Genomic DNA, 25,353 nt, shown 5'->3' on the forward strand with positions numbered 1-25,353 from the left:
GGGGCAACAAGCCCGCCAAAAGAAGGGGCTCCCGGCGCGGCGCTTCAGGAGAGGGCCGGAACCGGTGCCCATCAAAAAGGGGGCGAACCCGGACGGTCCACCCCCTCTTGAAGCCCAGGCCCGGTTTTCGCGGCCCGGGTTTCGCGGCGCGGTGTCCGCGATCCGGTGCCTGCTCAGGCGGCCTTGGCGAGGTTCCTGAGCACGTAATGCAGGATGCCGCCATTGCGGTAATAGTGCATCTCGTTCGCCGTATCGATGCGGCACAGCGCGGTGAAGCTGCCCGTGGAGCCGTCGGCGCGTTCGAAATCGACCGTCACGTCCTGGCGCGGCTCCAGGTCGGCCAGCCCGCGGATGGTGAACACCTCGTCGCCGGTCAGGCCATGCGTTTCGCGGCCTTCACCTTCCTTGAACTGCAGCGGCAGGACGCCCATCCCGACAAGGTTCGAGCGGTGGATGCGCTCGTAGCTTTCGACGATGACCGCCTTCACGCCGAGAAGGATCGTGCCCTTCGCCGCCCAGTCGCGCGAGGAGCCGGTGCCATATTCCTTGCCGCCGAGCACGACGAGCGGAGTGCCTTCGGACTTGTAGCGCATGGCCGCGTCGTAGATCGGCAGTTCCTCGCCCGAGGGGATGTGGACCGTGTATCCGCCCTCGGTGCCGGGAACCATGGTGTTCTTGATGCGAATGTTGGCGAAGGTGCCGCGCATCATCACCTCATGGTTGCCGCGGCGGCTGCCATAGCTGTTGAAGTCGCTTTTCGCGACCTGCCGCTCGAGGAGGTATTCGCCCGCCGGGCTGTCGGCCTTGATCGAGCCCGCCGGCGAGATGTGATCGGTCGTGATCGAATCGCCGAACACCGCCAGCGCGCGGGCGCCGACAATGTCTTCGGGGTCCTTCGGTTCCAGGTCCATGCCGTCGAAATAGGGCGGGTTCTGGACATAGGTGCTCGAGGCGTTGAACGAATAGGTGCGCCCGCCCGCGACGTCGATGCCCTTCCAGCGCGCATCGCCGTCGAACACCTCGCCGTAGCGCTCCTTGAACATCGCCGGCGACAGCGCGCCCTCGACGACCTCCTTCACCTCGCGGTTGGAGGGCCAGATGTCCTTCAGGTAGACGGGATTGCCGTCGCGGTCCTCGGCCAGCGGCTCCTTGGTCAGGTCCTTCGTCACCGTACCCGCCAGCGCATAGGCTACCACCAGCGGCGGCGAAGCGAGATAATTGGCGCGCACGTCGGGCGACACGCGGCCTTCGAAGTTGCGGTTGCCGGAGAGGACCGAGGTCGCCACCAGGTCGTTATCGTTGATCGCGCGCGAAATGGCGGGCGGCAGCGGGCCCGAATTGCCGATGCAGGTCGTGCAGCCATAGCCGACCAGGTCGAAGCCCAGCGCGTCGAGATCGTCCTGCAGGCCGGTCTTCTCCAGATAGTCGGTCACCACCTGAGAGCCGGGCGCCAGCGAGGTCTTCACCCACGGCTTCACGTCGATGCCCTTTTCACGCGCCTTCTTCGCGACGAGCCCGGCCGCGATCAGCACGTCGGGGTTCGAGGTGTTGGTGCAGCTGGTGATCGCCGCGATCGCCACGTCGCCGTCGCCGAAGTCGAAATTCTCGCCCTCGACCGGATAGCGCTTGCCCGTCATCTCGCGTTCGCGCGCGAAGGTGCCGGCGGCCATGTCGCGGCGGAAGCTGTCGCCCACGGCCGGCATGTCGATGCGGTCCTGCGGCCGCTTCGGCCCGGACAGCGAGGCGACGACATCGCCGAGGTCGAGCGACAGCGTGTCGGTGAAGACCGGGTCGGGCGTCGTGTGGTCGTGCCACAGGCCCTGTTCCTTGGCATAGGCCTCGACCAGGTCGCAGCGCCATTCCTCGCGCCCCGTGAACCGCATGTAGCGGATGGTTTCCTCGTCGATCGGGAAGAAGCCGCAGGTCGCGCCATATTCGGGCGCCATGTTGGCGATGGTCGCGCGGTCGGCCAGCGTCATCGAGGCGAGGCCGTCGCCGTAGAATTCGACGAACTTGCCGACGACGCCCTTCTTGCGCAGCATTTCCACCACGGTCAGCACCAGGTCGGTCGCGGTGATGCCCTCGGCCAGCTTGCCCGTCAGCTTGAAGCCGACGACTTCGGGGATCAGCATCGAAACCGGCTGACCCAGCATCGCGGCCTCGGCCTCGATGCCGCCGACGCCCCAGCCAAGGACGCCCAGGCCGTTGATCATGGTCGTGTGGCTGTCGGTGCCGACAAGCGTGTCGGGATAGGCGACCATCTGGCCGTCGGGTCCTTCTGAAGACCACACCGCCTGGCCCAGATATTCCAGGTTCACCTGGTGGCAGATGCCCGTGCCCGGCGGCACCACGCGGAAATTGCGGAACGCCTGGCTGCCCCATTTCAGGAACTCGTAGCGCTCCTTGTTGCGCTCATATTCCAGCTCGACATTCGCTTCGAAGGCCTGCGGCGTGCCGAATTCGTCGACCATGACGCTGTGGTCGATGACGAGGTCTACGGGGACCAGCGGATTGATCGCCTCGGGCTCGCCGCCCAGCTTCAGGATGCCGTCGCGCATCGCGGCCAGGTCGACGACGGCGGGAACGCCGGTGAAGTCCTGCATCAGCACGCGCGCCGGGCGATAGGCGATTTCGCGGTTCACATCGCCTTCCTTCAGGAAGGTGGCAAAGGCCTCGACATCGTCGGCGCTGACCGTCTCGCCGTCCTCGAAGCGCAGCATGTTTTCCAAAAGGACCTTCATCGACATCGGCAGGCGGGCGAAGTCGCCATATTTCTCTGCCGCCGCGGCGAGCGAGTAATAGGCATAGTCCGTGCCGCCTACATTCAGGGTCCGGCGGGTGTTCAGGCTGTCGCGGCCGATCTGGGTCATGATGTTCCTTCGTCGCAAAGTGGTACTTTGCGCCGGGCTCTTGCGCCGCAAGGGGAGTGCGGGCGCCCGGCGTTCGGGGGCTCGCTTAGCCAATGCACGAAGGGGGCGCTAGGGTTCCCACGCGGGGACGTGTCGGCCCTGCTGCTCTTCGGGATCGGCGGCGGACGGACATCTTTTGGAAAGTTCCGTGGGCCGCGGAGAGCGTGTCGGCTATGCAGGGCGAAGGCGTGGGGAGAAGAACATGATCAGGCGCGCGACCGTAATGGCAGCAACAGCCATTCTTCTGGCCACGGCGCATTCGGCGGCATTGGCGGCCAATTCAAGGGTTCTGGACATGGCCGAGCAAGCGCGCGAACGCCGGGCTGAGCTTCTGACGAACTACCCGGATTTCGAAACGGTGGACGAGGCCATCCGCACCGACTGTGCAGCGAAGGTGGAGGGAGAGGCGGCCTCGGGTCCGTTCTGCGACTGCGGCGCCGCGCTGGTGATGACACTTTGGACGGCGGGGGCCGACCCGAAGATGCTGCCGCGGCTCAACGCGTATCTTGAAGACCCGACCGAGGCGGCGGCGCAGGACCTCCTCAGCTATCAGGGCGCCGAACTCTACCGCCCGCTGTGCAGCCAGGCCGTAAGGTAACCGCGGCGCGATTGCGCCGGAGGGCTTTCCGAATGGCTCTGTCCTACAGCCAGGGCGGTCGGGCATACTCCCTTCTCGTTCGATCGGGCAGGGGCCATATATGCGAGAGGAGGTCGCGGAGGTGGATCCGCTAGCCAGTGGCGGGTTGCCGCTGGGCAGGCAGGCTGGGCTTGCGAGGCCGCGCCCGTGCGGCCCCTCGCGCGCCTGCGCACAAACGCGCGTACAGGCGCACGGGTTCCCGCGCGTGCGCGCGCTGAGGTGTGACCTACTGTGACCTACATAGGATTTGGCGAAGCCTGCGCGCGGCGACCATGGAGGCCGCAGGCCGGAAATCTGACGCGCGCCGCGAAGACCCAACCAGCGCGGCGGCCATGGAGGCTGCAGGCCGGAAATCTGACGCGCGCCGCGAAAACCCAATCGGCGCGGCGGCCATCGAGGCCGCAGGCCGGAAATCTGACGCGCGCCGCGAAGACCCGACCAGTGCGGCGGGCATGCAGGCCGCAGGCCGGAACTCCGGCCCGCGGCCCGGAAACGCCGATCCTCTTACAGTTCGGCCTTTTCGATGTCGGCGATCAGTTCCTCGCACATCTTCGCGCAGCGCTTGCAGTGCGCGTCCTCATGGTTCGAACATTCGGCGTGGCAGGATTTCAGCGCCGCCTTGGCGAAGGTCATCGCCGCCTTGATGACGGGCTCGTTGGAGCCGGTGCGGCGCGCGGCGATATAGGCCAGCGCTTCGGACGCGTTGGAGGCGTCGAGGCACGAACGGATGCAGTCCTTGCGGTCGGCGGCGCTCTCCTCGCCCAGGCACGCATCGGCGCAGCTGGCGGTGATCTGCGCGGCGTACATGGCGTGCTTCACTACTTCGGCCAGCGGGTCGTTCAGATGGCCGTCGACATGGGGGTGTTCGGCGATCATTTCGACGATGGACATGGGAATCTGCTCCTGTCTGGGGACGTGTTCAGGGTTTCTCCATGAACGGAGCGGGCGCGCGGAAAGTTGCGGCGCCGGGAAAAGGTGGCGGGGCCCGGGTCTCGAAGCGACGGAGCGGCGCCGGCGTGAGCGGGCGCAAAGAACGGGGCGAAAGGGCTCGAAGCGGGAGGCTGAGGGCGGGGAGGCTGGGGGCAGGGATGGAGCGGACGACCGGGATCGAACCGGCATCATTAGCTTGGAAGGCTAAGGTTCTACCATTGAACTACGTCCGCAAGCCCCTGGAATTCCTCAGACCGGGCTTGGCGCCCAAGGTGAGGTTTACAGCGCGGTTTACACCGGACCTGCTCAGCCGCTCGCCCATTGCCACCACTGTGGCTTCCCCGTCAACATGGGTGTCGCGGATGCGCGCCTCTCTTCTTGTGCTCCGGTGGGGGGCGTCAGACGGCCTTCAACCCTTGGTCGAGCTGGGCGATCAGGTCGCCGGCATCCTCGACGCCGCAGGAGTAGCGCAGCAGGGTCTCCGATATGCCGAGCGCCGCGCGCTGTTCGGCGGTGCACTCGACATGGCTGGTGACGGACGGCGGGCCGATCAGCGTGTTGACCGATCCCAGGCTGGCCGCCCGGTGCACATATTTCAGCTCGCCGACGAATCGCTTGAGCGCGTCGAAATCACCGTCGACCGAAAAGCTCAGCATGCCGCCGAAACCCGACATCTGCCGCTTGGCGACGTCGTGCTTCTCGTGAGTTTCGAGGCCGGGGTAGAAGACGGCGGCCACCTTTGGATGCTCGGCGAGGAAGCGGGCGACGGCAAGGCCGGTCTCATTCTGCTTCCTGACCCTCAGGTCGAGCGTCTTGAGCCCCCGCAGCAGAAGATAGGCCGAGAAGGCGGACAGCACCGCGCCGCAGATTTCGCGATGCTCGTAGACGGTCGTCACCAGGTCTTTGCGTCCGATCAGCACGCCGCCCATCGCATCGTCGTGCCCGCCGAGATATTTGGTGGCCGAATGCAGGACGAGGTCCGCGCCGAAGCCGAGCGGCCGCTGGTTGATCGGCGTCGCGAAGGTATTGTCCACCACCACGATCGCGCCGTGCGCCTTGGCGGTTCGGATGGCCCGGTCCAGATCGATGATCTTCAGCGTCGGGTTGGTCGGGGTCTCCAGATATACGAGCCGGCAGCCCTTCTCGATCGCCGCGTCGATCGCATCGCTGTCGCTCGTTTCCACCAGATCCACCTCGATCTGCATGCGCGGCAGCGTGTCCATGAACAGCCGGCTCGTTCCGCCATAGCTGTCCTTGATCGAGACCACGCGGTCGCCCGGCGACAGCAGCGACAGCAGGGTGTTCGAAATCGCTGCCATGCCGCTGGCGAACGCGATGGCCTTCTCGCCCCCTTCGAGGATGCGGCACTTTTCCTCGAAGACGCCGACCGTGGGATTCGTGTTGCGGCTGTAGATATGCCCTTCGGCCTGGCCCAGCGCGACGGCGCCCCATTCGTCCATGTCGTCATAGGCGAAGGGCGCGCTCTGCACGATCGGCACCTGCGCCGCGCCGAAGGCGAGCGGCCGTTCCTCTCCGGCCCAAACGGCGATGGTCGACGGCTTCTGGCTGGTAATCGACATAGTAGACCCTTGAGTTCTCGTGGGGGGCGGGGATTGCGAACCGGCCATCGATCAGTCCTCGTTCGCCAGTGTTTCGTCGGCGTAGATCGCCTCTTCGGCCGGGTGATCGCTGCTGGCAGCGCCCCGGTACATTCCCTCTGTGTTCATGGCGAAGGCGATGCGGCCCAGCGCATCCATGGCGATCAGGCCGCCATCGCCGCCCAGCACGCCGATCGATCCAATCGTAGCGTCGGCGGCCTCGGCGATGCTCTGCCCGTTCCAGGCCACGCGGTCGCACACCTGGCGGCCGGCACTTTCGCGGATGAAATACTCCCCCGTTCCCGTACCCGAGACGGCGCACTTACCGTTGGCGGCATAGGTGCCTGCCCCGATGATGGGGGAATCGCCGATCCGCCCCCAACGCTTGCCCGTCAGGCCGCCGGTGGAAGTGGCGGCGGCAAGGTTGCCGTTCCTGTCCAGTGCTACGGCTCCCACGGTACCGAAGCGGTGAGTGGGGTCGAGCGCAAGCGCGGACAGATTGTCCCGCCGCCATTCCTCGATCTGCTGCCAGCGGCGTTCGGTGCGGAAATAGCCCGGGTCGACCTGCTCGATGTCCTGTTCGCGCGCGAACTGATCCGCGCCCTCGCCGGAGAGCAGCACATGCCGCGACTTTTCCATGACTGCGCGGGCGAGCGTGACCGGATGCTTCGTCATGCTGACTGCCGCGACGGCGCCTGCCTGCATGGTCGCGCCGTCCATGATCGCCGCGTCGAGCTGGTTGCGCCCTTCGGCATCGAATACGGCGCCGCGCCCGGCGTTGAACAACGGATCGTCCTCCAGAATGCGCAAGGTGGCTTCCACCGCCTCGATGCTAGTTCCGCCCTGTTCGAGCACGGCGGACCCGGTTGCGAGAGCGGCCTGAAGGCTGGCGCGGTAGGCCGCCTCCATCTCCGCAGTCAGATCCCCTCGCTCGATCACCCCCGAACCGCCGTGAATGGCGAGCGCCCAGTCGCGCCGCTGCGGCGGTACGGGAACATCGCGCAAATCGCCCGCCGCGACCTTCGCGGTTCCTTCAAAGGCGGGGTTGTCCACCGTCATGTTCGTAAGGTCGATACGGCTGTGCGGACCCAGGCCGGTCAGTGTCACAGCATCCCAGTCCAGCGCGCCGCCGGCAGCAAATCGCGGCGCTCCCTCGGGCTCTACAAGCCAGGCATGGCCGCCGCTTTCGGTGAAGACGCGTGCGGTCCCATCACCCTCCACGCAAAGCGCGGTGTCTTCGTCGATGCCGAGGCCGATCAGGTCGGTCTGCCCCGCCCCTCTCCCCTGCGCCAGGAAGGCAATCAAGCGGCCCAGCCGACCGCGCTCGGTGAAGTGTGTATCGGTGACGATGTTTTCGAGGAACGGCACGGTCAGGAAGTCGCTCACCAGCGTGACCTTCGCGCCTCTCGGGTCGGCGAGAGCCTCCGCGGAGCCGACCGCTTCGGCGGCAAGCGCGCCGTAGCCGGTGCCGCCGAGGATCGCGAGACCGGCGCTGGTGCCGCCCAGGGGGCGACCGCCCGCGACATGTGCGTTCAGGGCGGCGGCGACCGGGGTATCCTTCCAGAAGCGGACATATTTCGACTGGTCTCCGCCCGCGATGAAGATCCCGTCCGCCTTTGCCACGAGCTCGCCGACGCGGGGATCGAAAGCCGCGCTGCGGTCGGAGAAGACCAGAGTCTGAACAGAAGCGAGGCCGCCGATATTTTCCAGCAGCCAGTTGCCGTCGCTGCCGTCCTGAGAGGCGCGAAGGATTACCAGATGACCACCGCCGGCCTTGTTCGCGAACCAGCGCCAGGCTTCGGCGCTCCAGTCGCCTCCGCCGATCAGCATCAGCCCGGGCGTCGGCGTGCGGGGCGTCGGCGCGGAGACATCGCCTGCTTCGTAGTAGGTGTAGGCCGCATCGCTTTGCGCCCGAGCGATGCCCGGCAACAGCATGGTAAGTGATGCCAGAAACATGATGAGCAGCGGTTTGGGATACATGTGTCCGACCCTCCGATTTCGACCGAGCGAGAAATACCAACCATTGGCCGTTAGCAGACCCCCATGGCCGGCCGGTCTTCTCTGTCCGATTCGACGATTTTCAGCTTCGCAGATAGGTTGAACCGTATCTGGACGATTGGTCGGCGTAGAGAACCGATTTTGTCGTCTGAATGACAGGAGAGGCCAAAATGAGGAAAATAGATGCGGCGGATGCGCGCCTGCTGGAGGCGGTCCAATCGGACGCGCATCTGACGGCCGACCAATTGGGCGAGGCGTGCGGACTTTCGCCCACAGCGGCGCTGAAGCGGCTCAAACGGCTTCGCGCCGACGGGATCATCGAACGCGAGGCTGCGATGATCTCCCCACGGGCGCTCGGCTATAATATCATGGCGCTCGTAATGGTGACCCTGGACCGCGAGGACCGGGGCGTGATCGACCGCTTCAAGCAGGACATCCGCAACACCCCGCAAGTCACAAATGGTTACTACATCACCGGCGATGCGGACTTCATTCTGACCGTGGTGGCTCGCGATATGGACGAATATGACGAGTTCACCCGAGATTTTTTCTACGACCGGCACCCGATCAAGACCTTCAAGACCAGCGTCGTCATGAGCGTCGTGAAGTCCGGTGGGCCGCTCCCTGTCCACGACTTGGCATAATCGGGCGTTGTGAAGGCGCGCCACGACAAAATTTGTCTTTGGCGACGCTGCAAAGGCCAGAAGGCGCCCGCCGAGCACGATATAGTTTCCCCAATAGCAAATCCTGCTGCTGCGTATGCGGGCACAGCATGCCAGCGCGAGAAGGATGGACGCTCCGTTTGATCGCGGGGCGGGGAGGATCGCCCGGCGAGGGCGAAGTCATCATGATCACGGGCGCCCGGCGCCTGGGAGGGGACAGTTCTATGCGCCGAATCTCGACCGCGATTGCCCTTGTCGGCACCAGTCTACTCGCCGCCGCCGCGGCGGCTCAGAATCCCGAGAGTGCCTACCCGGCAGATGCGAGCGACGACACGCTTGCGCTTCGGGACGACGATGCGCCCCTTCCTGCAGAAAATGTCATTACGGTCCTCGGTTCGCGCATTCCCCGGTCGGGACTGGAGGGTCCGGCACCCGTTACGGTCATCGAGGCGGCGGACATTCTGAGGCAGGGCTTTCAGGATGTGCCCGAACTCATGAAGTCGATTACCCAAAACAGCGGCGAAACACAGAGCACGCAGAGCTACGGCGCCAATACGTTCACACCGGGTGCGAAGCAGGTCGACCTGCGGGGGCTGGGTCCGAACCACACTCTGGTCCTCGTCAACGGGCGCCGCGTTGCGGACTTCCCCATGCCCTATGGCGGCAACAGCAATGTCGCGGATATTTCGAACATTCCGGTCGGACTGATCGAACGCGTCGAGATCCTCAGCGGCGCGGCATCGGCCATTTACGGCTCCGACGCCATTTCGGGTGTGGTCAATTTCCAGTTGAAGCAGGAACCGGACGGCACGCGGATCGATGCGCAGCTTGGCCTGACCGAAGACGGAGGCGGCGAGTCCTTTCGCATCACGGGTTCGACCGGGTTTCGCTCCGGCCCTTTCCATGCCCTAATCGGTGCGCAGTACAGCGCGCAGCGCCCGCTTTGGGGCTATGAGCGGGACATTCAGGATTCGACCGCGGACAATCCGACTACGGACCAGCCGCTCGCCTATCGTAACTTCCTGCGCTACGATTCGGGGGGCTATTATATCGATCCGGGTGCCTCGACCTGCGCGGACCTTGGGTTCACCAATGAGGGCACCACCTTCTACGCCCCGCGCGCCGGGTACGGCTTCGACGTCGATAACGGCTATGCCGCAACCGACGGCTATTTCTGCGGCAGCAACGAGGCGATCGCCTACGGCCAGATCCTGTCCGACCGTGACCAGGTCAGCCTTTACACCTCCGCAGGCTATGAGCTCGGCGGCGGCACCGACCTCTTCCTCGACGCCCAGTTCGGCTATTCCAACCTAGAGCTCTTCAACGGATTCAAAAGCTGGTTCTACGTGGCCCCGGACGGCAATGAGGAAGGGCTGTTCTACAATCCGCAATATCTCGAGCCCATCGACACCTACTGGCTCGATCAGCTGGACGGCTGGTACCGAACCTTCACCCCCGAGGAAATCGGCGGGTTCGAGAACGGGGTCATCAAGAACCGGTCCTACACCTTCAACGTAACGCCGGGCATCCGCGGAAATACCCAGCTGGGCGGCCGCGAGTGGGATTATGAGGTTTACTTCAACCATGCCGAATATCGGTCGCGCATGGCGTGGCCGGAAATCGTTATCGACGCGGCGAACGACTTCTTCCTGGGGCAGCCGGTGGACGATCCCAATAACTCAACCGGTTACCAGCGTTTCGATGCGGATCCCGCCCGCCTGTTCACCGCGCTGACCCCCGCTGAATATGCGGGAATCCAAGAATACACCGTCTACCACCCCAAGTCCTGGGTGAACAACGTTCAGGCCAATATCAGTACGGTGAACCTTTTCGACCTTCCAGCGGGGCCGGTGGGCTTTGCCGCAGTCGCCGAACTGGGTCAGGCCGGTTACGAGATCAATCCCGACCCGAAGGCGCTGACCCAATATTATGTCGGCATCGAGGATTCCGACGGGGAAGGGGATCGGGAGCATTGGGGCATCGGCGGCGAGGTCCGCGTGCCGCTATTCGAAATTCTCACCCTCACCGGGGCGGGCCGCTATGATGGCTATAACTATGCCGGCAACAGCTTCGGCGAATTTACCTATAATGCCGGTGCAGAGCTAAGGCCCACGAGGAGTATTCTGGTCCGCGGCGCGATCGGCACGGGATTCCGCGCGCCGGACCTGCACTACGTCTATCGCGGGCCGGGAACGGTCAACGGAGGCGGGGCGGATTACTATAATTGCCGTCTGGAGCAGGCCGACCCGACCCTCGCCGATTGCGTGAATACGCGGTATGAGGGGTTCATTCAGCGGCGCAGTGGGAACCGCGATCTCCTTCCCGAAACCGCGCAGTCGGTGACCGCCGGTATCGTCTGGTCGCCGGACCGGATCTTCGATGTATCGGTCGACTATTTCCGCATCCGGATGGAGAACCAAGTTCTCAACCTCGATACCAACAGCCTGCTTATCGACGAGGCGAACTGCCGCCTCGGCACCGACGTGAATGGCGGCGCGGTCGACCCGAATTCACCGACCTGCATCGATGCCCTCGACCGGGTGCAGCGCTATGAGACCGGCGCGTCCGCAGGAGAACTGGAATCGGTCAGCGTGGTGCCGATCAACGTCGCGCGCGAGCGGGTCGAGGGGGTGGATGTGGCCGTCAATAGCCGCTTCTTCATCGGAAAGGCCGGCGACCTCGCCCTGGGGGCAAACTACACTTATGTGATCGATCACAAGATCCAGCAATATCCGGGCGATCCGACGCTGGATAAATATGTCCCGCTGAACGGCTACGAAATCCCCCGCGACAAGGGCAAGGCGTACCTGACATGGAGCCTGCCGCGCTTCTCCACGACGCTTACCGGTATCCGTATCGGCAAAATGACCAACTGGAACTGGGACGGAAAGATCGACGAGAGCTACTGGTTCAACCTGTCGGCCCAGTACGACCTGAACGATCGCCTGCGCCTGTCAGGAACGATCAACAATCTTTTCGATCGCGACCCGGTGGATGATCCGAGCCATGCGAGCTATCCCTACTACAACAGTTCCTGGTTCGACGCGGTCGGGCGGCGCTACTATCTGCAGCTGACCTACAAGTTGGGGGGAGAAGTCTTCTGACGGCACCGGCCTTCGAAGAGCCCGCCGCGGCAACCGGGAGCAGCATCTGTCGGCGATGAAGGAGGTTCTCTTCTTGCCATCCCTGCTGCGCGCCGCCTCGACCGCACTCGCCTGCGCTGCGCTGGTTACCGCCGCCGCGGCGCAAGCGAGCTACGCCTTTTATGTCGGTAGGGACCTGACCGACGATGGCAGCGTGCTGGTCGGCGGTACGGGAGAAGAGGTGTCGAGCCACTGGCTTGAGATCGTTCCCGCCAGAAGTCACCCGTCCGGCGCCACGATCAAGGTCGGCGTCACAGCCGAGGCGGTAATCCCCGGGGAGCTGATCGAGATCCCCCAGGTCCCCCACACCTTCCGCTACATGCATATGGCCTACACGGACTTCGAGGGCTTTCCCCCGCCGCTGACGAATGGCGGCGTCAACGAGCATCAGGTTGCGGTACGCGATGTCTGGGCGCCGAGCCGCCGGGAACTGGTCGAGATGACGCCTCGCCCGCAGCGCGGCCTGCAATATTCCGATCTCGCACGTATCGTCATGGAGCGTGCCCGCACGGCGCGCGAAGGGGTCGAAATCATAGGCGAGCTGATCGCACGGCACGGCTTCGCGACCTATGGCGGCAACACCCATCTGATCGCCGATCCGAATGAGGGCTGGGTCGTGTGGGAGTTCGCGGGCGGGCAGGGCCTTTGGGTGGCAGAGCGCCTGCATGAGGACGATGTGCGCGTGCTCTATCCGGGCGGGATTGGCGACATTCCTACCGACCTTGCCAGCGATTCCGACTTTCTCGCTTCTGACAATTTCATTTCCTTCGCGGTCGAACGGGGTTGGTTCGACCCGGCATCGGGCGAGTCGTTCAATGTCCAGCATGTCTATGGCGACCAGAGCATTCGCGATTACCGGGAGCCGGGCATCAAGTTGATGTCGCCTGCGGCCATGGAGGCGGCAACCCGGGCGATGGCGCCCGTCAGCGAAAGCGACCTGATGCAGCGGGTTCGCGATCCGCGGGTTGTAGACGACGACAGCGGTTACGGACAGGTCGTCAGCCTGAGAAAGGATTTGCCCGACGCTGATCTCATCCGGGTCTGGAACGCACCGACCGGCTCGGTTGCCGCGCCGTTCAATGTCTGGTGGCTGGGCGTCGAGAAGGTGCCCATGGAGTATGCTCAGCATCGCTACCTGACCAAGGATTCGGCCGCGACCTTCCTCAACCCCGATTACCAGATACAGGAAGCCACCCGCTTCGCCGGACGCACATTCAAGCGGGTGATGTATTTCGCCTGTTCGGACCCGGACCGCCTGCTGGGGCCCGTCACCGAGATGCTTACCGGCTTCGAGCGTGAGACGCAGGCCGACCTGTCTTGGGTCGAACACATGGCCGGAACCATGATCGACGGCGGGGACCGGGGCGCTGCGCGCGAGCTGCTTACCCATTTTGCCGGAACGCGCGCGATCGCCGCCCTCGATCTGGGGGACACGATCGCCGAGGCGCTGGACGCCTATATACGCCTGGTGGGCGGGCGGCGCGCGCCGGACGGCGGACGCATCAATACGCTGGACCCGACGGTGAACTGCCTGGCGAATGGCGACCCCGATCATGCCGAGTGACCTGTAAAGGCCCCTCCGCCGCCATCACGGGGTCGCCGACGGTCAGAAGCCGCTGCGCAGATCCTTCGGCGTCATCAGCATGCCGTCGCTCATAACCCCTTCCACATTGGCGATGCGGGCCAGGTCTGGGCGCGGGTCGGCGGCGAGAAACAATATGTCCGCTTCCATACCCGGCCGGATGGCGCCGATCCGGTCGTCGAGGCCCAGCGAACGCGCCGCGTCCGAGGTTGCCATGCGCAGCACCGCAGAGGCGGGGATACCGGCCTGCTGGTGCAGCGCCATCTCCCTCGACATGCTGAGGCCCGGGGCAATGAACGGATTGGCGAAGTCCGTCCCGATGGTCATCGGCACCCCGCCCTCGTACATCATGCGCACCAACTGGAGCGCCTTCGGCCAGATGGCGCGGGCGCGGGCATAGTCGTCGGCCTGCCAGCCGGCATCGAAACGGAAGCCGCTGCGCCAGTTCTTCACCATGTCCGGGTGGGCATGTTCGGCCACCGACGAGAGCAGCTGTTCGTCGTCGCCGAAGAAGGCGGGCTCGAAGGCGACCAAGGTGGCATCGAAGGTCACGTCGTTTCGGGCCAGCGTCTCGATCATCTGCGCGATCTCAGGGGCATCGAGGGCAGCAGCCTCATACCATTCGAAGAACTGGAGAGGTCCTTGCCGGCGGGTTTCCAGATACGTCTTGCGGCGGTCCGCGGGCAGCAAGTCCGGGCTGGTCGGCATGGCATGGACGATCGAGTCGATGCCGAGGTCGGCGGCGCGCGTCCAGCTGACATCGCCGAAATGGCCGATGGTCTGCATGCCGTGCTCGTGAGCCATCCCAATTCCCTGCGCGAGGTCGTCTTCGTCGAGGCCGGTGTAGAGCTTGGCGTAGCGTGCGCCGGCATCCGCCTGAGCGGCGACGATATCCGCGACGGAGTCTTCCGGCGTGACGAGCGTGACCAGGTTCTCGAAGGCGAAGGGGCCGCGGTCGATGATCTCGCCCGCCCACACCATTTCCGGGCCGAGGCGCTCGCCCGCCTCCCGCTCAGCGGCATATCGCGCATTCTCCTCGGTCGAGCCGCCGGGGTTGCGGATGGTCGTGATCCCGTAGGAAAGCAGCATGCGCGCGCCATGCGTGACGATTTCTTGATCGGTAACAGCGCGCATGACCGGCACCTCATCCTCGACCCTGATCTCGGTCGGGCCGAGCGTCAGATGAGCGTGCGTGTCGATCAGGCCGGGCAGGGCCCACTGGCCGCCGAGGTCGTGCAGCACCGCATCGCCATGTGCGGCGGGAAGTCCCGTTCCGATCGCCGCGATATGCCCGTCCTCGACCAGGATATAGCTGTCCGGACTTGCGGTGCCGGTATCGGGATCGAGGATCGTCAGCCCGTGGTACAGGTCCTGCGCGGCGGCAGGCAGGGCAACGGCAGGCAGGGCAACGGCGGCGAGAAGAAGGGAGGCGAACGATCGAATGCGCATGAAAGGCTCCTTTGCGGTTGTGCCCTTTCAGTCGCCCGCGAGAGTCGGCGGCTTACAGAATCCGCCGAAAAGAGAATTTGTAAGAAACCGGGCGAGAATGGCGACTTAACGCGCGCATGGCCGATCTAAGAGACATCATCACCGCCTACGGCTCGGGGCTCGCCCGCGTGGCGGCATCCTATGAAGCGGACCCGGCGCTGCAGGAGGATCTGTTGCAAGACATTCTGGTGGCGGTCCACGGATCGTTGCCGTCGCTCAAGCAGGCAGAAAGCCTGGCGCCCTTCGTTTTCCGGATCGCTCATAATCGCAGCGTGACGCATGTCATGCGCCAGGCGGCCCGGCGAAAGGGCGACCTTCCGAACCTGCCGGAGGGGCAGGCCGAAACGCCCGAACAATTGCTGCTCGCCGACGAGCGTGCCCGCATGGTGACGACCGCGGTGAGGAGACTGCCGCTTCCCTACCGCCAGGTCATGACGCTGGTGCTCGAGGATCTGAGCTATGCGGAAATTGCCGAAGCGCTCGACATCAGCGTGTCGAATGTGGGGGTGCGGGTGAACCGGGCGAAGGCCCGCCTGAGGGAGATGCTCGATGCCCGATGACGACGATATTCTGGGAGCGCTGAGAGCTGACTGGCAGCGCCAGACGGTCGATACCGAGCGGCTGTACGAGCGAACCCAGCGACGGCAGCGGCGGACGCGGCTACTGCTCACTGGGAAGGTTGCGGCGACGATCCTCGCCCTTCCCATTGCCCTCTGGTTCCTGTGGCTGGCCTTTGCGGGCGAGGGGTCTACGTTCGCCCTGGCGGGGGGCGTCCTGCTGGCGGCGTTTCCGCTGATGCTTTTGGAACTGGTCGGCCTGATGAAACTGGCCAGGCTCGGCGCGGGCGCGTCGCCGGAAGGCGCGCTGCGGGCAGCACGTACCCAGGCCGAGGCCGCCCTCAACCTGCTATGGAGCGCGCGCGTCGCCGCGTTGCTGCTCGGCGCGGGCGCGGCCGGGCTCCTAGGTCTTCATCTCGCGGACCACGCAACTGCCGCCGGAACGGTCCCCATCGCGCTGGTCTGGCTTGGCGTCGCGGGTGCGACGTGGCTGTGGCAGGCGCGGCGCGCCCGGCAGCTGAACGCGGAAATCCAGCGTTGCGACACGATGCTGAGCGAACTGGAGGGCTGAGGTCCCCGGGAACATGCGCGGCGCGAAGCTCAAGCGGGTGCGAGCGGGAGAGTCCGCCCCCTATCGAAGGATCGCGCCTGGCACCCAGCGAGAGGAGCGGTGAGCCGTCAGATCGGGGAAGGTGGTGGAGGGGACAGGATTCGAACCTGTGTACGCATACGCGGGCAGATTTACAGTCTGCTGCCTTTAACCACTCGGCCACCCCTCCAACAGCGGGTGAGCGGACGACCGGGCCCAACCAGGGGGCGTCGTCGTACCGTCATGTCCGAGAAGGCGCGCTATCTGGCGAACGGCAGGCGTCAAGTCAACCGGCTGGTCACGGCATCCGTGCTCTTGTAGCGGACGCCTATGGCACGATCAAAAATCAGGCGCGGCCGGGCGGGCCGCGAACTCAGCGCGAAGGGCAAGAGCGGTCAGCTGCGCCTTTATGGCCGACATGCGGTGGAAGCGGCGCTCGACAATCCCGAGCGTCACTGCCGCAAGCTGTTCGTCACGGCGGACATCGCGCAGAAATATCACCTGCCGGACGACTTCATCGTCGAGCGGGGCGACGGCGCGGCGCTGGCGCGCATGGTTCCCGAGGGCGCGCCGCACCAGGGCCTGGTGCTGGAATGCGACCCGCTGGAACCGGTCGCGCTCGACGAACTATGGTTGGGGACGGACCGGAAGCGCCCGATCCTCGTGCTCGACCAAGTGACCGATCCGCATAATGTGGGAGCGATCATTCGCTCCGCCGCCGCATTCGGCGCGGCCGGCATCGTCACGCAGGACCGGCACTCGCCGCCGGAATCGGGAGCGCTGGCAAAGGCCGCCTCCGGTGCCCTCGAACGTCTGCCCTGGGCCCGGGTCACGAATCTTGCGCGTGCCCTCGAAGACATCGGGGATGCGGGCTACTGGCGCATCGGTCTCGCCGGTGAGGCGGACATGACGCTGGCCGCGGCGCAGCGTGACATGCCCGCCTGCCTGGTATTGGGTGCGGAAGGGTCGGGGCTGCGGCCCAATGTGGCCGGGCATTGCGATGTCACGGCCCGCCTGCCTATCTCGCAGGCGGTTGAGAGCCTGAACGTGTCCAACGCTGCGGCCGTGGCCCTGTACGAAGTCGGACGGGAGGGTTAGCCCGGCCTGCGGCCGCACTGTCGCCAATCCCAAATAGCGAACCGTTGGAATGCTGCGGTTCCGGCGGCGCCGGACGGCGGGCCTCAGGGTAAAGGTTGGCGGTCGCGCAGGCCCGAAAGAACGAAGCCGCCCACGAAACCGAAGCCTCCATCGAGAAGGAAGTCGGCAAGCTCGACATGCCGGCCGAGGACTAGCCAGCCCACCAGTGTGGCGCTCATCATCACCAGAGCCAACACCGCTCCGCTGACCAGCCGAAAGGTTCGGTTGGACTTTTTGATCATGCCTAGTTCCTGCGTTCCGGCTGCGACGTCGGCTCAGGCGGAGGCGGACAGCGGGGGGCGGAAAAGGACATATGGGTCCGCCGCGCCACGTCAGTCCGCCGCGCTTGAACATCCGGGAAGGCATGAGCGGCCTGCCGGACGAGCCAAATAAAGTGTTAACATGGGTTATAAGTTGTACGGCTGGCTGTCACAAGAGCGACTGCGCACCGTTCGTCGCATTCCCGCGCAGGGCACCGGCGCGACGCAAAGTAGCGCTAGCGTAGCCGCTTTACATATTGCTGGCGGTCGGACCGGGTCTCCACGGCGAACTGGGGCACGTCGGTCAGTAGGTCCGAAAGCCGCGAATAACCGTAATTGCGGGCATCGAAGCTGGACCGGTTGCCGGCGCGCTGCCCGACTTCGGACAGCCGTGCCCAGCCGTCATCGTCGCGCTTCACGCTGTCATAGGCGTCGACGAGCAGCGACAGCAGCTCCTTATCCACCGCCTTCTTGCGATTCCGTGCGGGCTTGCGTGCCGGACCATTTTCCGATTCCTCCTCCTTCTGGAGGGCTGCCACGTCGATAAAGCGCGTGCAGGCCGCGCGGAATGCCTGCGGCGCACGCTCGGTGCCGAAGCCGTAGACGGGAAGGCCGTCCTGCCGGATGCGCTGGGCGAGCGGCATGAAGTCGGAGTCCGAAGACATGATGCCGAAGCCGCCGACCTTCCCGGCGAAGAGGAGGTCCATGGCATCGATGACGATGCGCATGTCGGACGCGTTCTTCTTCTTGACGATGTCGAACTGCTGGTAGGGCTCGATGGCATATTCGAGGGTGAGGTCGGCCCAACTCTTCAGCGCCTGCTTTCGCCAGTTGCCGTAGGCGCGGCGGACATTCACCTCGCCCAGTTCGGCAAGTACCGTGAGAACGGGGTCGAGATGGTTCGGCGATGCATTGTCGGCATCGATCAGGAGCGCGATGGAACGGCTTTGGTCGGTCTCGGTCATGCAGGATCCTTGGCAAACAGATTTTCCGGACTGCGCATCGCCTTGAATTCCAGCGCGTTGCCGGCAGGGTCGCGCAGGAACATCGTCGACTGTTCCCCGGCCGTGCCGGCAAAGCGGGTGCGCGGCGAAATGACGAACTCCGTACCCGCCTCCTTCAGACGTTCCGCCAGCGATGCAAAGACCTCCGGCGAAAGCACCGCGCCGAAATGCGGCACTGGAACGGCATCGCCGTCGACGGCATTGGCGTGGGCGTCGCCGACCCGGGACGGCGCGAGATGCGCCACGATCTGGTGGCCGAAAAAGTCGAAGTCGATCCACTCGGTCGACGAGCGTCCTTCGGGGCAGCCGAGCAGATGACCATAAAAGCGGCGCGCGGCGTCGAGGTCGTCGACGGGGAAGGCGAGGTGAAATGGTGGCATGCGCCTGACCTATCAGCGCGCCCGGGCGAAGGCTACGGCGCCAGCGACACGCCGATCAGCGTCAGCACGGCCGCCTGTAAAAGGAGAACGCCGAGCCAGTGGCCCGTGTCGATGGCGGTAAGCGCCCAGGGCCTCATCGTGTAGCGGTGATTGATAAGCTGCGTCGGCAGGACGAAACCGACCCACAGGATGAAGGCGGTGCCGAGCGCGACCGTCCAGCCGCCGGCTTCTACGGGCGCGAGGATGAGCGCGCCCGCAAGGACGGCGGCCATCCAGGCCTCGAAAATGAACGCGAGAATGAAGGGCAGTTTGCTGGTCGAACCGTCCGGCCTGCGGATATCGCTTTCCTGAAGGCTCGCCGCCTTCATCCACCGGGTTCCGAGGAGCCCGTACCAGACCGCGCCGAACAGCCAGGCCGCCGCAGCCGCCGCGAGAATGGCGGCGAGATTGTCGAAAATATAGTCCATGGCCGATCTCCCCCGAAAGGGCGCGCCGCTCGCTGTGGCGGACGCCCAGCGGGCCCAGTCTACTCCAGCGCGGCGCAGAAGGGGAGCGCGAGCCGCTTAGAAGCGCTTTTCGAGGTCGCCCATCAGCTTGCGCGCAGGACTTGGCGGGGCATCCTCCGCAAGAGTGGCGTCGAGTCGCTTCACCCGTTCATAAAGGTCGCGGCTGGCTTCGATGATTTCGCGCGCGCGATCGGGCAGGGCACCGAGCGTTTCTTCGTCGCAGGCGGCATCGCCGGCGCGGCCCAGCCGCCGTTCGGGGGAAAGCCCCTCTTCCTCGCTGAGTTCGCCCGCCGCGACCGCCTTGCGGTTGAGCAGCCAGGACACGGCATGCATCAGCCGGGTGGTGACGCGCAGGCTTTCGCAGGAGAACTGCACGCGCTGCATCGGCAGCAGGCGCTCCCGGTCCGTCTTGCCGGCCTCGTCGAAGTAGAGACGCGCGTCGTCGGCCAGGCGCATGGCCTCGACATACAGGGACTCCACAAGTTTCTCGGTCAGCTCCACGGGCTGTCCTCCTCACTTGGCTGTCTGGACCCCGTATTCCTCCTCTTGAAGCGGAAGAATTAACAACCCATTTCTTCAGGGACGGAAACGCTCAGCGCCCGCATTCGGGGCTGGGCCCCGCTTCCGTCGAACGACCCCTCCCGGCCGTCATGGCGGGAGACATAGATGCATGATCGCTTGAATGAAAGGATGATGACATGCGTAGTTTTGACCTGAGCCCCCTTCTCCGCAGCTCCATCGGCTTTGAAAATCTCAGCCGTATGGCCGACTTCGCCATGCGCGACGAGGGAAGCGCCTATCCGCCCTACAATATCGAAAAGCTGGGCGAGAACGAGTACCGGATCCAGATGGCCATTGCCGGCTTTGCCGAAGACGAGCTGGACCTGACGGTGCAGGAAAATGTCCTGATCGTGACGGGCCGCGCGGCGGAGGAAGCCGACGACCGCGAATTCCTCCATCGTGGAATCGCCAAGCGGGCCTTCGAACGTCGCTTCCAGCTGGCCGACGTCATCAAGGTGACCGACGCCACGTTCGAAAACGGCCTCCTGAACATCGGTCTCGTGCGCGAAATTCCCGAGCACAAGAAGCCGCGCAAGATCCACATCGGCGGCAAGCAGCAGCCGACCCCGATCGAAGGCGAGACTGCGGACGACGAGAGCCGCGCCGCCGCCTAGAGCTGTGCGCGGCGACATAGTTCGTCGCTGACTGCCGGGGCCGCGTCCGCTTCAGGCGGGCGCGGCCCTTTCTCGTGGGCAGCCCGGTTTGCTTCTGAAGGCGCCCGCCGCAGCCGCGCGTAGCGGCTTCTCATCGGCGCGCGCCGTTTTTCTTGCAAAGCCACGCGCGCGTTCCTAAGTAGCCGCGTCCCGGGCTCTAGGGGTGTAGCTCAGTTGGTAGAGCATCGGTCTCCAAAACCGAGGGCCGTGGGTTCGAGTCCCTCCGCCCCTGCCAGGGCGCGGCTTTAACAGTCGCAGACGGGACATTAGGTGAAGGTTTGGCCGGCCGCCGCCGCCCGATCGTGAAGGGCGGGCGCGGGCGGTCTGTACCTGTTTGTGCGCCGAGGTGCGCGGCAGGATCCGGGAACGAGACGAGAGGTCGAACGTGGCGAACTTCAATCCGGGCAAATATGTCCGCGAAGTGCGGCAGGAAATGTCGAAGGTCACATGGCCGACTCGGCAGGAAACGATCGTGACGACCATCATGGTGCTGATCATGACCAGCCTTCTCAGCGTCTTCTTCCTGGGCGTCGATCAGGTCCTGGGCCGGCTGGTGCAGCTGGTTCTGGATATCGGCTAGGTGCTGCGGCCCTAGGCGCACACGGAAAACGGGTAGCGAGGACAAGAGACAGGCATGGCAGCGCGCTGGTATATCGTTCAGGCCTATTCGGGCTTCGAGAACAAGGTGAAGGACGCGGTGATCGCGGAGGCGGCGCGCCTGGGCCTGGAGCAGCTCGTCGAGGCGATCGAGGTGCCCACCGAACAGGTTACCGAGATCAAGCGCGGCAAGAAGGTGCAGACCGAGCGCCGCTATTTCCCGGGCTACGTCCTCGCCAAGGTGCATATGACGGACGATGTCTTCCACCTGATCAACAATACGCCGAAGGTAACCGGCTTTCTGGGTGTCGGCGGGAAACCCACGCCAATCAGCCAGGCCGAGGCCGACCGCATCATGGCGACGAAGGACGACGAGGCCTCCAAGCCGAAGCAGCAGATCAAGGTCGATTTCGAAATCGGCGACGAGGTGAAGGTGCTGGACGGGCCGTTCGCCAGCTTCAACGGCATCGTCGAGGAAATCGATTTCGAGAAGGGCCGCGTGAAGGTTTCGGTCTCGATCTTCGGCCGGGCGACCCCGGTGGAACTGAACTTCGACCAGGTCGAACGGGTGAAATAGGAATTCCCGGTCCTACGACGGGCCGGGATGTGTGTGCGGGAGGCGGTCTCTGATCGCTGTTTGACCGCTAAGTCTGAGAAAGGACGAAGGTAATGGCTAAGAAGATCGCAGGTTACATCAACCTGCAGGTGCCCGCGGGCGCCGCCAATCCGTCGCCGCCGCTGGGCCCGGCCCTCGGTCAGCGCGGCGTCAACATCATGGAATTCACCAAGGCGTTCAACGCGGCCACCCAGGAAATGGAAAAGGGCGCGCCGATCCCGACGAAGATCACGGTCTATGCCGACCGCAGCTTCACGTTCGAGACCAAGACGCCCCCCGCCACCTACTTCATCAAGCAGGCGCTGAAGCTGAAGTCCGGCTCGAAGGCTCCTGGCAGCGAAGTCGCCGGCGAGATCAAGCGCTCCGTGCTGCGCGACATCGCCGAGAAGAAGATGAAGGACCTGTCGGCGAACGACCTGGACGCCGCCGAGAAGATCATCGCCGGCTCCGCCCGGTCGATGGGCCTCGTCGTGGTGGAGGGCTAAGATCATGGCAAAGCTGAGCAAGAAGCAGAAAGAGCAGTTCGAGAAGGTCGACCGCGAGAAGTTCTACGCGGCGGACGACGCCATCAAGCTGGTCAAGGAACTGGCGACGGCGAAGTTCGACGAGACGATCGAGATCTCCATGAACCTGGGTGTCGACCCGCGCCATGCGGACCAGCAGGTTCGCGGCATGGTTTCCCTGCCCAAGGGTACCGGCAAGGAAATGAAGGTCGCCGTATTCGCCAAGGGCGACAATGCGGAGAAGGCCAAGGAAGCCGGTGCGGACGTCGTGGGCGCCGAGGACCTGATGGAAGACATGCAGGCCGGTAACCTGAACTATGACCGCGTCATCGCCTCGCCCGACATGATGGGCATCGTTGGCCGTCTTGGTAAGGTTCTGGGTCCGAAGGGCCTGATGCCGAACCCGAAGCTGGGTACGGTGACGCCCGATGTCGCCAAGGCCGTGCAGGACGCCAAGGCAGGCCAGGTGCAGTACCGCGTCGAAAAGGCGGGTATCGTTCACGCCGGGATTGGCAAGGCGAGCTTCTCCGAGGCCGACCTCAAGGAGAATTTCGATGCATTCGTGAATGCGGTCGTGAAGGCAAAGCCCTCGGGCGCCAAGGGCAAGTTCGTGCGCAAGATCGCGCTTACGAGCTCTATGGGTCCGGGTGTGGCCGTCGATGTGGCGGACGTCGCCAACGTCTGACCGTCGACAGCGACCAGCCAATTGATCGAGGGGCCGGAGCGGCGACGCTTCGGCCCCTTTTTCTTGTCCGCATGCTGGAAATCAGCAGGCAGGCTGCAGTCGCGCCCTTTGCGCTTGCAAATGAAAACGCCTCGCATTAACCGCCGCGTCACTTCATTTGCGAGCAATTCTGAAAAAGGGGGAATGATGGCATTCCGGATGCCCATGCTTCTGGCATGTACGGCCATGGCGGCTACTAGCGTTCAGGCTGCGGATACGGCCGCCAGCGAAGCGGACAGCCAACCGGCGACGGCACCTGTACTGCTGGCGATGGCCGCGACGGACACGGTCAGCGACGAGCAGATCGTCGTGACCGCGGCGCGGCGCTCGGCCGAAGGCGCGACGAAGACCGATACGCCCCTGATCGAGGTGCCGCAGCCGATTACCGTCATCACAGACGACGAGTTCCTGTCGCAGGGCGCGCTGTCCATCTCCGACACCGTCCGCTACGCGGCAGGCGTCGTTGCGAACCCCTACGGGCCGGACAGCCGGGTCGATGGCGGCTTCATTCGCGGCGTCACGCCGCTGCAGTTCCGTGACGGCATGCGCGACATCTTCAGCTACTATGTCAGCATCCGTGCCGATCCGTATAACTTCGACCAGGTCGAGATCATTCGCGGTCCGGCCTCCGTCCTGTTCGGGGCCGGCGCGCTGGGCGGCATCATCAACCTCGTCTCTAAGACGCCGGAGTTCGAGACGAGCGGCGAGGTGGCCCTGCGCTACGGCACCTACGACCGCAAGGAAGCGCTCGCCGATGTGACCGGCACGATCGCAGGCGATGTCGCGGGCCGGCTGGCCGTGCGCGTCCGCGACTCCGATACGCGAGTGGACTATGTTGGCGACGACCGTGTCATGGTGGCACCGTCCGTGACCTGGCAGCCCACCGATCGGACCGAAGTCACGCTGATCGGCCTCTATCAGGAGGACGATACAGGCTCGACGAGCCAGTTTCCGCCTCTCGTCGGCACCCTGCTGCCCAATCCCAATGGCGAACTGCCCGAAGACCTCTTCGTTGGTAAGCCCGGCTGGGACCGATATGACGGCCGCCTGCTTCAGGGCACGGGTATGCTGCGACACGAGTTCAACGACACACTGCGCCTGAACCTGAAAGCGCGCTACATCGACAGCGACATCACCTATTTCACGCACTACGCCGATAGTTATTCGAACCCGCTGAACCCGTACCTGGACGAAGAACAGCGGACGATCGGCCTTTATGCGAGCGGGTCGATCGGCTCGATGGACATCTTCTCGACCGACAACAACCTCCAGGTCGATTTCGCCACCGGCAGCGAGATCGAGCATAGGTTGCTGGCCGGCGTCGACTATCGCTGGAACCGCGTCCGGCAGACGCAGGGCTATGGCTATGAGTTCATAGATATCTACGACATCGACTATGACTCGCTGTTGGACTATGACGGCGGCATCCCGCAACCGGCTTCTTCGAGCGATACCTCGCAGAAGCAGCTCGGCTTTTACCTGCAGGATCAGATTCGCATCTGGGATCGGGTTTCGGTCGTCCTGGGCGTCCGGCACGACGACGTGACGACCTCTCAGCCCGGAACCGCCGATGTCGATGCCGACGCGACCTCCTTCCGTGCCGGTATCATCGGTGAAGTGGTGGACGGCGTGTCTCCCTTCTTCAGCTACACGGAGAGCTTCGAGCCGATTTCGGGCACGCTGTTCGCCGGTGGCCCGGCCTATGAGCCCAAGCAGGGGCGCCAGTTCGAGGCGGGTGTGAAAATCCATCCCGATCCCACCACCCTGATCACCGCGACCGCATTCCACATCAAGGAAACGAACCGTGCGATCAGCGACGATTCCACGGCGGATCCCAACGACCGCATCCAGGCGGGCGAAGCCACCTCGAAGGGCTTCGAACTGGAAGCCCGCAAGAGCTTCGCAGGCGACTTCTCCCTGATCGCCGCCTATTCCTACAACGAGGCCTATCTGAGTGAGACCGACGCCGCGAACGCGCCGCTGATCGGCAAGCAGCTGGACAATGTGCCCAAGCACCTCGCATCGCTGTGGGGATCAAAGGCCTTTGATCTTGGCAATGCCATGTCGCTGCGTCTGGGGGCGGGCGGCCGGTATGTGGGCGAAGCCAAATCCTTTGGCCCTGCCTTCCCCAATGGCCTAGAGACTCCGGACTATTTCCTTGTCGATGCGCTTGCCGAACTGAGCTGGGAGCGCTGGAGCTTCGCGGTCAATTCGACGAACCTTCTGGGCGAGGACTTCTACGCCTCCTGCCTGGCGCGCGGCGACTGCTTCCTTGGCGAGGCACGGCAGGTCTTCGGTACGCTGAAGTACGAGTTCTAG

General features: G+C 64.5%; 23 protein-coding genes and 3 tRNA genes. 14 read left to right on the forward strand and 12 right to left on the reverse strand.

What is annotated here, in order from left to right:
• Positions 1 to 173 precede the first annotated feature (173 nt).
• Positions 174 to 2,870 carry an aconitate hydratase AcnA gene (acnA, locus tag KCN53_RS04005; RefSeq protein ID WP_088711334.1) on the reverse strand — a complete coding sequence of 899 codons (2,697 nt, stop codon included), beginning with the start codon at positions 2,868 to 2,870 and terminating at the stop codon, positions 174 to 176.
• 241 nt (positions 2,871 to 3,111) lie between these two features.
• On the opposite strand from acnA, the gene KCN53_RS04010 reads away from it, so the two are divergent.
• A complete protein-coding gene (locus KCN53_RS04010; protein WP_088711333.1) occupies positions 3,112 to 3,507 on the forward strand; it encodes a hypothetical protein in 396 nt (131 codons plus the stop codon).
• A gap of 543 nt (positions 3,508 to 4,050) precedes the next feature.
• Here the strand turns inward: KCN53_RS04010 and KCN53_RS04015 are convergent.
• The 4 genes from KCN53_RS04015 to KCN53_RS04030 all read right to left on the reverse strand — a co-directional run bounded on the left by KCN53_RS04015 (position 4,051) and on the right by KCN53_RS04030 (position 8,054).
• Complete coding sequence (locus KCN53_RS04015; RefSeq protein ID WP_088711332.1) at positions 4,051 to 4,437, reverse strand: four-helix bundle copper-binding protein; 387 nt, start codon at positions 4,435 to 4,437, stop codon at positions 4,051 to 4,053.
• A gap of 198 nt (positions 4,438 to 4,635) precedes the next feature.
• Positions 4,636 to 4,709, reverse strand: a tRNA-Gly gene (locus KCN53_RS04020).
• 165 nt (positions 4,710 to 4,874) lie between these two features.
• A complete protein-coding gene (locus KCN53_RS04025) occupies positions 4,875 to 6,056 on the reverse strand; it encodes a cystathionine gamma-synthase family protein (RefSeq protein ID WP_088711331.1) in 1,182 nt (393 codons plus the stop codon).
• A gap of 51 nt (positions 6,057 to 6,107) precedes the next feature.
• Entirely contained in the window at positions 6,108 to 8,054 is a 1,947-nt protein-coding gene (locus tag KCN53_RS04030) for an isoaspartyl peptidase/L-asparaginase (protein ID WP_224199343.1), read from the reverse strand.
• A 188-nt stretch (positions 8,055 to 8,242) separates the two neighbouring features.
• Between KCN53_RS04030 and KCN53_RS04035 the strand changes: the two genes are divergently transcribed.
• The 3 genes from KCN53_RS04035 (at position 8,243) to KCN53_RS04045 (ending at position 13,441) form a co-directional block, all read left to right on the forward strand.
• Positions 8,243 to 8,716, forward strand: a complete 474-nt coding sequence (locus KCN53_RS04035) for an Lrp/AsnC family transcriptional regulator (RefSeq protein ID WP_088711330.1) — start codon at positions 8,243 to 8,245, stop codon at positions 8,714 to 8,716.
• A 242-nt stretch (positions 8,717 to 8,958) separates the two neighbouring features.
• Positions 8,959 to 11,838 carry a TonB-dependent receptor domain-containing protein gene (locus KCN53_RS04040; RefSeq protein ID WP_172406153.1) on the forward strand — a complete coding sequence of 960 codons (2,880 nt, stop codon included), beginning with the start codon at positions 8,959 to 8,961 and terminating at the stop codon, positions 11,836 to 11,838.
• A gap of 73 nt (positions 11,839 to 11,911) precedes the next feature.
• A complete protein-coding gene (locus KCN53_RS04045) occupies positions 11,912 to 13,441 on the forward strand; it encodes a C69 family dipeptidase (protein ID WP_224199346.1) in 1,530 nt (509 codons plus the stop codon).
• Between the two features lie 42 nt (positions 13,442 to 13,483).
• On the opposite strand, the gene KCN53_RS04050 is transcribed toward KCN53_RS04045, so the two are convergent.
• Positions 13,484 to 14,908, reverse strand: a complete 1,425-nt coding sequence (locus KCN53_RS04050) for an amidohydrolase family protein (RefSeq protein WP_088711327.1) — start codon at positions 14,906 to 14,908, stop codon at positions 13,484 to 13,486.
• Between the two features lie 116 nt (positions 14,909 to 15,024).
• Here KCN53_RS04050 and KCN53_RS04055 point away from each other — a divergent pair, with 116 nt between their 5' ends.
• Positions 15,025 to 15,507, forward strand: a complete 483-nt coding sequence (locus KCN53_RS04055; protein ID WP_088711326.1) for an RNA polymerase sigma factor — start codon at positions 15,025 to 15,027, stop codon at positions 15,505 to 15,507.
• On the forward strand, positions 15,497 to 16,075 hold the full coding sequence (locus KCN53_RS04060; RefSeq protein ID WP_088711325.1) for a hypothetical protein: 579 nt from the start codon (positions 15,497 to 15,499) through the stop codon (positions 16,073 to 16,075). Before KCN53_RS04055 ends, KCN53_RS04060 begins: the two co-directional genes overlap by 11 nt.
• A gap of 122 nt (positions 16,076 to 16,197) precedes the next feature.
• On the opposite strand, the gene KCN53_RS04065 is transcribed toward KCN53_RS04060, so the two are convergent.
• Positions 16,198 to 16,283, reverse strand: a tRNA-Tyr gene (locus KCN53_RS04065).
• A 140-nt stretch (positions 16,284 to 16,423) separates the two neighbouring features.
• Between KCN53_RS04065 and rlmB the strand changes: the two genes are divergently transcribed.
• On the forward strand, positions 16,424 to 17,191 hold the full coding sequence (gene rlmB, locus KCN53_RS04070) for a 23S rRNA (guanosine(2251)-2'-O)-methyltransferase RlmB (protein ID WP_088711324.1): 768 nt from the start codon (positions 16,424 to 16,426) through the stop codon (positions 17,189 to 17,191).
• An 83-nt stretch (positions 17,192 to 17,274) separates the two neighbouring features.
• Here the strand turns inward: rlmB and KCN53_RS04075 are convergent, their stop codons facing one another.
• The 5 genes from KCN53_RS04075 to KCN53_RS04095 all read right to left on the reverse strand — a co-directional run bounded on the left by KCN53_RS04075 (position 17,275) and on the right by KCN53_RS04095 (position 19,881).
• Positions 17,275 to 17,472 (reverse strand): hypothetical protein, encoded by a 198-nt coding sequence (locus KCN53_RS04075; protein ID WP_088711323.1) that lies wholly within the window; start codon positions 17,470 to 17,472, stop codon positions 17,275 to 17,277.
• A 254-nt stretch (positions 17,473 to 17,726) separates the two neighbouring features.
• A complete protein-coding gene (locus KCN53_RS04080; protein WP_088711322.1) occupies positions 17,727 to 18,455 on the reverse strand; it encodes an NYN domain-containing protein in 729 nt (242 codons plus the stop codon).
• Positions 18,452 to 18,874 (reverse strand): VOC family protein, encoded by a 423-nt coding sequence (locus KCN53_RS04085; RefSeq protein WP_088711321.1) that lies wholly within the window; start codon positions 18,872 to 18,874, stop codon positions 18,452 to 18,454. Before KCN53_RS04085 ends, KCN53_RS04080 begins: the two co-directional genes overlap by 4 nt.
• A 32-nt stretch (positions 18,875 to 18,906) precedes the next feature.
• Complete coding sequence (locus KCN53_RS04090; protein ID WP_088711320.1) at positions 18,907 to 19,341, reverse strand: DUF1761 domain-containing protein; 435 nt, start codon at positions 19,339 to 19,341, stop codon at positions 18,907 to 18,909.
• A 96-nt stretch (positions 19,342 to 19,437) separates the two neighbouring features.
• Positions 19,438 to 19,881, reverse strand: a complete 444-nt coding sequence (locus KCN53_RS04095) for a DUF1465 family protein (RefSeq protein WP_224199348.1) — start codon at positions 19,879 to 19,881, stop codon at positions 19,438 to 19,440.
• Positions 19,882 to 20,078: 197 nt separating this feature from the next.
• Here KCN53_RS04095 and KCN53_RS04100 point away from each other — a divergent pair, with 197 nt between their 5' ends.
• The 7 genes from KCN53_RS04100 to KCN53_RS04130 all read left to right on the forward strand — a co-directional run bounded on the left by KCN53_RS04100 (position 20,079) and on the right by KCN53_RS04130 (position 25,353).
• Entirely contained in the window at positions 20,079 to 20,555 is a 477-nt protein-coding gene (locus tag KCN53_RS04100; RefSeq protein WP_088711319.1) for an Hsp20 family protein, read from the forward strand.
• A gap of 198 nt (positions 20,556 to 20,753) precedes the next feature.
• Positions 20,754 to 20,829 (forward strand) — tRNA-Trp (locus tag KCN53_RS04105).
• A 150-nt stretch (positions 20,830 to 20,979) separates the two neighbouring features.
• Entirely contained in the window at positions 20,980 to 21,174 is a 195-nt protein-coding gene (gene secE, locus KCN53_RS04110) for a preprotein translocase subunit SecE (protein WP_088711318.1), read from the forward strand.
• Positions 21,175 to 21,228: 54 nt separating this feature from the next.
• Complete coding sequence (nusG, locus tag KCN53_RS04115; RefSeq protein ID WP_088711317.1) at positions 21,229 to 21,768, forward strand: transcription termination/antitermination protein NusG; 540 nt, start codon at positions 21,229 to 21,231, stop codon at positions 21,766 to 21,768.
• 92 nt (positions 21,769 to 21,860) lie between these two features.
• The gene (gene rplK / locus KCN53_RS04120; protein ID WP_088711316.1) at positions 21,861 to 22,292 is read left to right on the forward strand and encodes a 50S ribosomal protein L11; all 432 of its coding nucleotides are present in this window, start codon (positions 21,861 to 21,863) and stop codon (positions 22,290 to 22,292) included.
• Positions 22,293 to 22,296: 4 nt separating this feature from the next.
• Positions 22,297 to 22,995, forward strand: coding sequence for a 50S ribosomal protein L1 (gene rplA / locus KCN53_RS04125; RefSeq protein ID WP_088711315.1), 699 nt, complete (start codon positions 22,297 to 22,299; stop codon positions 22,993 to 22,995).
• Between the two features lie 183 nt (positions 22,996 to 23,178).
• The gene (locus KCN53_RS04130; RefSeq protein ID WP_088711314.1) at positions 23,179 to 25,353 is read left to right on the forward strand and encodes a TonB-dependent siderophore receptor; all 2,175 of its coding nucleotides are present in this window, start codon (positions 23,179 to 23,181) and stop codon (positions 25,351 to 25,353) included.

This window comes from Pacificimonas aurantium (assembly GCF_020092905.1).
Lineage (GTDB): Bacteria > Pseudomonadota > Alphaproteobacteria > Sphingomonadales > Sphingomonadaceae > Pacificimonas > Pacificimonas aurantium.

Bases quoted from the DNA above. Each gene is read 5' to 3' on its own strand.
- KCN53_RS04015 (WP_088711332.1), bottom strand. From the start codon at position 4,437: ATGTCCATCGTCGAAATGATCGCCGAACACCCCCATGTCGACGGCCAT.
- KCN53_RS04100 (WP_088711319.1), top strand. From the start codon at position 20,079: ATGCGTAGTTTTGACCTGAGCCCCCTTCTCCGCAGCTCCATCGGCTTT.
- KCN53_RS04010 (WP_088711333.1), top strand. From the start codon at position 3,112: ATGATCAGGCGCGCGACCGTAATGGCAGCAACAGCCATTCTTCTGGCC.
- rplA (WP_088711315.1), top strand. From the start codon at position 22,297: ATGGCAAAGCTGAGCAAGAAGCAGAAAGAGCAGTTCGAGAAGGTCGAC.
- acnA (WP_088711334.1), bottom strand. From the start codon at position 2,870: ATGACCCAGATCGGCCGCGACAGCCTGAACACCCGCCGGACCCTGAAT.
- KCN53_RS04060 (WP_088711325.1), top strand. From the start codon at position 15,497: ATGCCCGATGACGACGATATTCTGGGAGCGCTGAGAGCTGACTGGCAG.
- KCN53_RS04085 (WP_088711321.1), bottom strand. From the start codon at position 18,874: ATGCCACCATTTCACCTCGCCTTCCCCGTCGACGACCTCGACGCCGCG.
- KCN53_RS04050 (WP_088711327.1), bottom strand. From the start codon at position 14,908: ATGCGCATTCGATCGTTCGCCTCCCTTCTTCTCGCCGCCGTTGCCCTG.
- KCN53_RS04040 (WP_172406153.1), top strand. From the start codon at position 8,959: ATGCGCCGAATCTCGACCGCGATTGCCCTTGTCGGCACCAGTCTACTC.
- KCN53_RS04035 (WP_088711330.1), top strand. From the start codon at position 8,243: ATGAGGAAAATAGATGCGGCGGATGCGCGCCTGCTGGAGGCGGTCCAA.
- KCN53_RS04025 (WP_088711331.1), bottom strand. From the start codon at position 6,056: ATGTCGATTACCAGCCAGAAGCCGTCGACCATCGCCGTTTGGGCCGGA.
- KCN53_RS04075 (WP_088711323.1), bottom strand. From the start codon at position 17,472: ATGATCAAAAAGTCCAACCGAACCTTTCGGCTGGTCAGCGGAGCGGTG.
- KCN53_RS04130 (WP_088711314.1), top strand. From the start codon at position 23,179: ATGATGGCATTCCGGATGCCCATGCTTCTGGCATGTACGGCCATGGCG.
- KCN53_RS04090 (WP_088711320.1), bottom strand. From the start codon at position 19,341: ATGGACTATATTTTCGACAATCTCGCCGCCATTCTCGCGGCGGCTGCG.
- KCN53_RS04030 (WP_224199343.1), bottom strand. From the start codon at position 8,054: ATGTATCCCAAACCGCTGCTCATCATGTTTCTGGCATCACTTACCATG.
- nusG (WP_088711317.1), top strand. From the start codon at position 21,229: ATGGCAGCGCGCTGGTATATCGTTCAGGCCTATTCGGGCTTCGAGAAC.
- rlmB (WP_088711324.1), top strand. From the start codon at position 16,424: ATGGCACGATCAAAAATCAGGCGCGGCCGGGCGGGCCGCGAACTCAGC.
- KCN53_RS04080 (WP_088711322.1), bottom strand. From the start codon at position 18,455: ATGACCGAGACCGACCAAAGCCGTTCCATCGCGCTCCTGATCGATGCC.
- KCN53_RS04055 (WP_088711326.1), top strand. From the start codon at position 15,025: ATGGCCGATCTAAGAGACATCATCACCGCCTACGGCTCGGGGCTCGCC.
- rplK (WP_088711316.1), top strand. From the start codon at position 21,861: ATGGCTAAGAAGATCGCAGGTTACATCAACCTGCAGGTGCCCGCGGGC.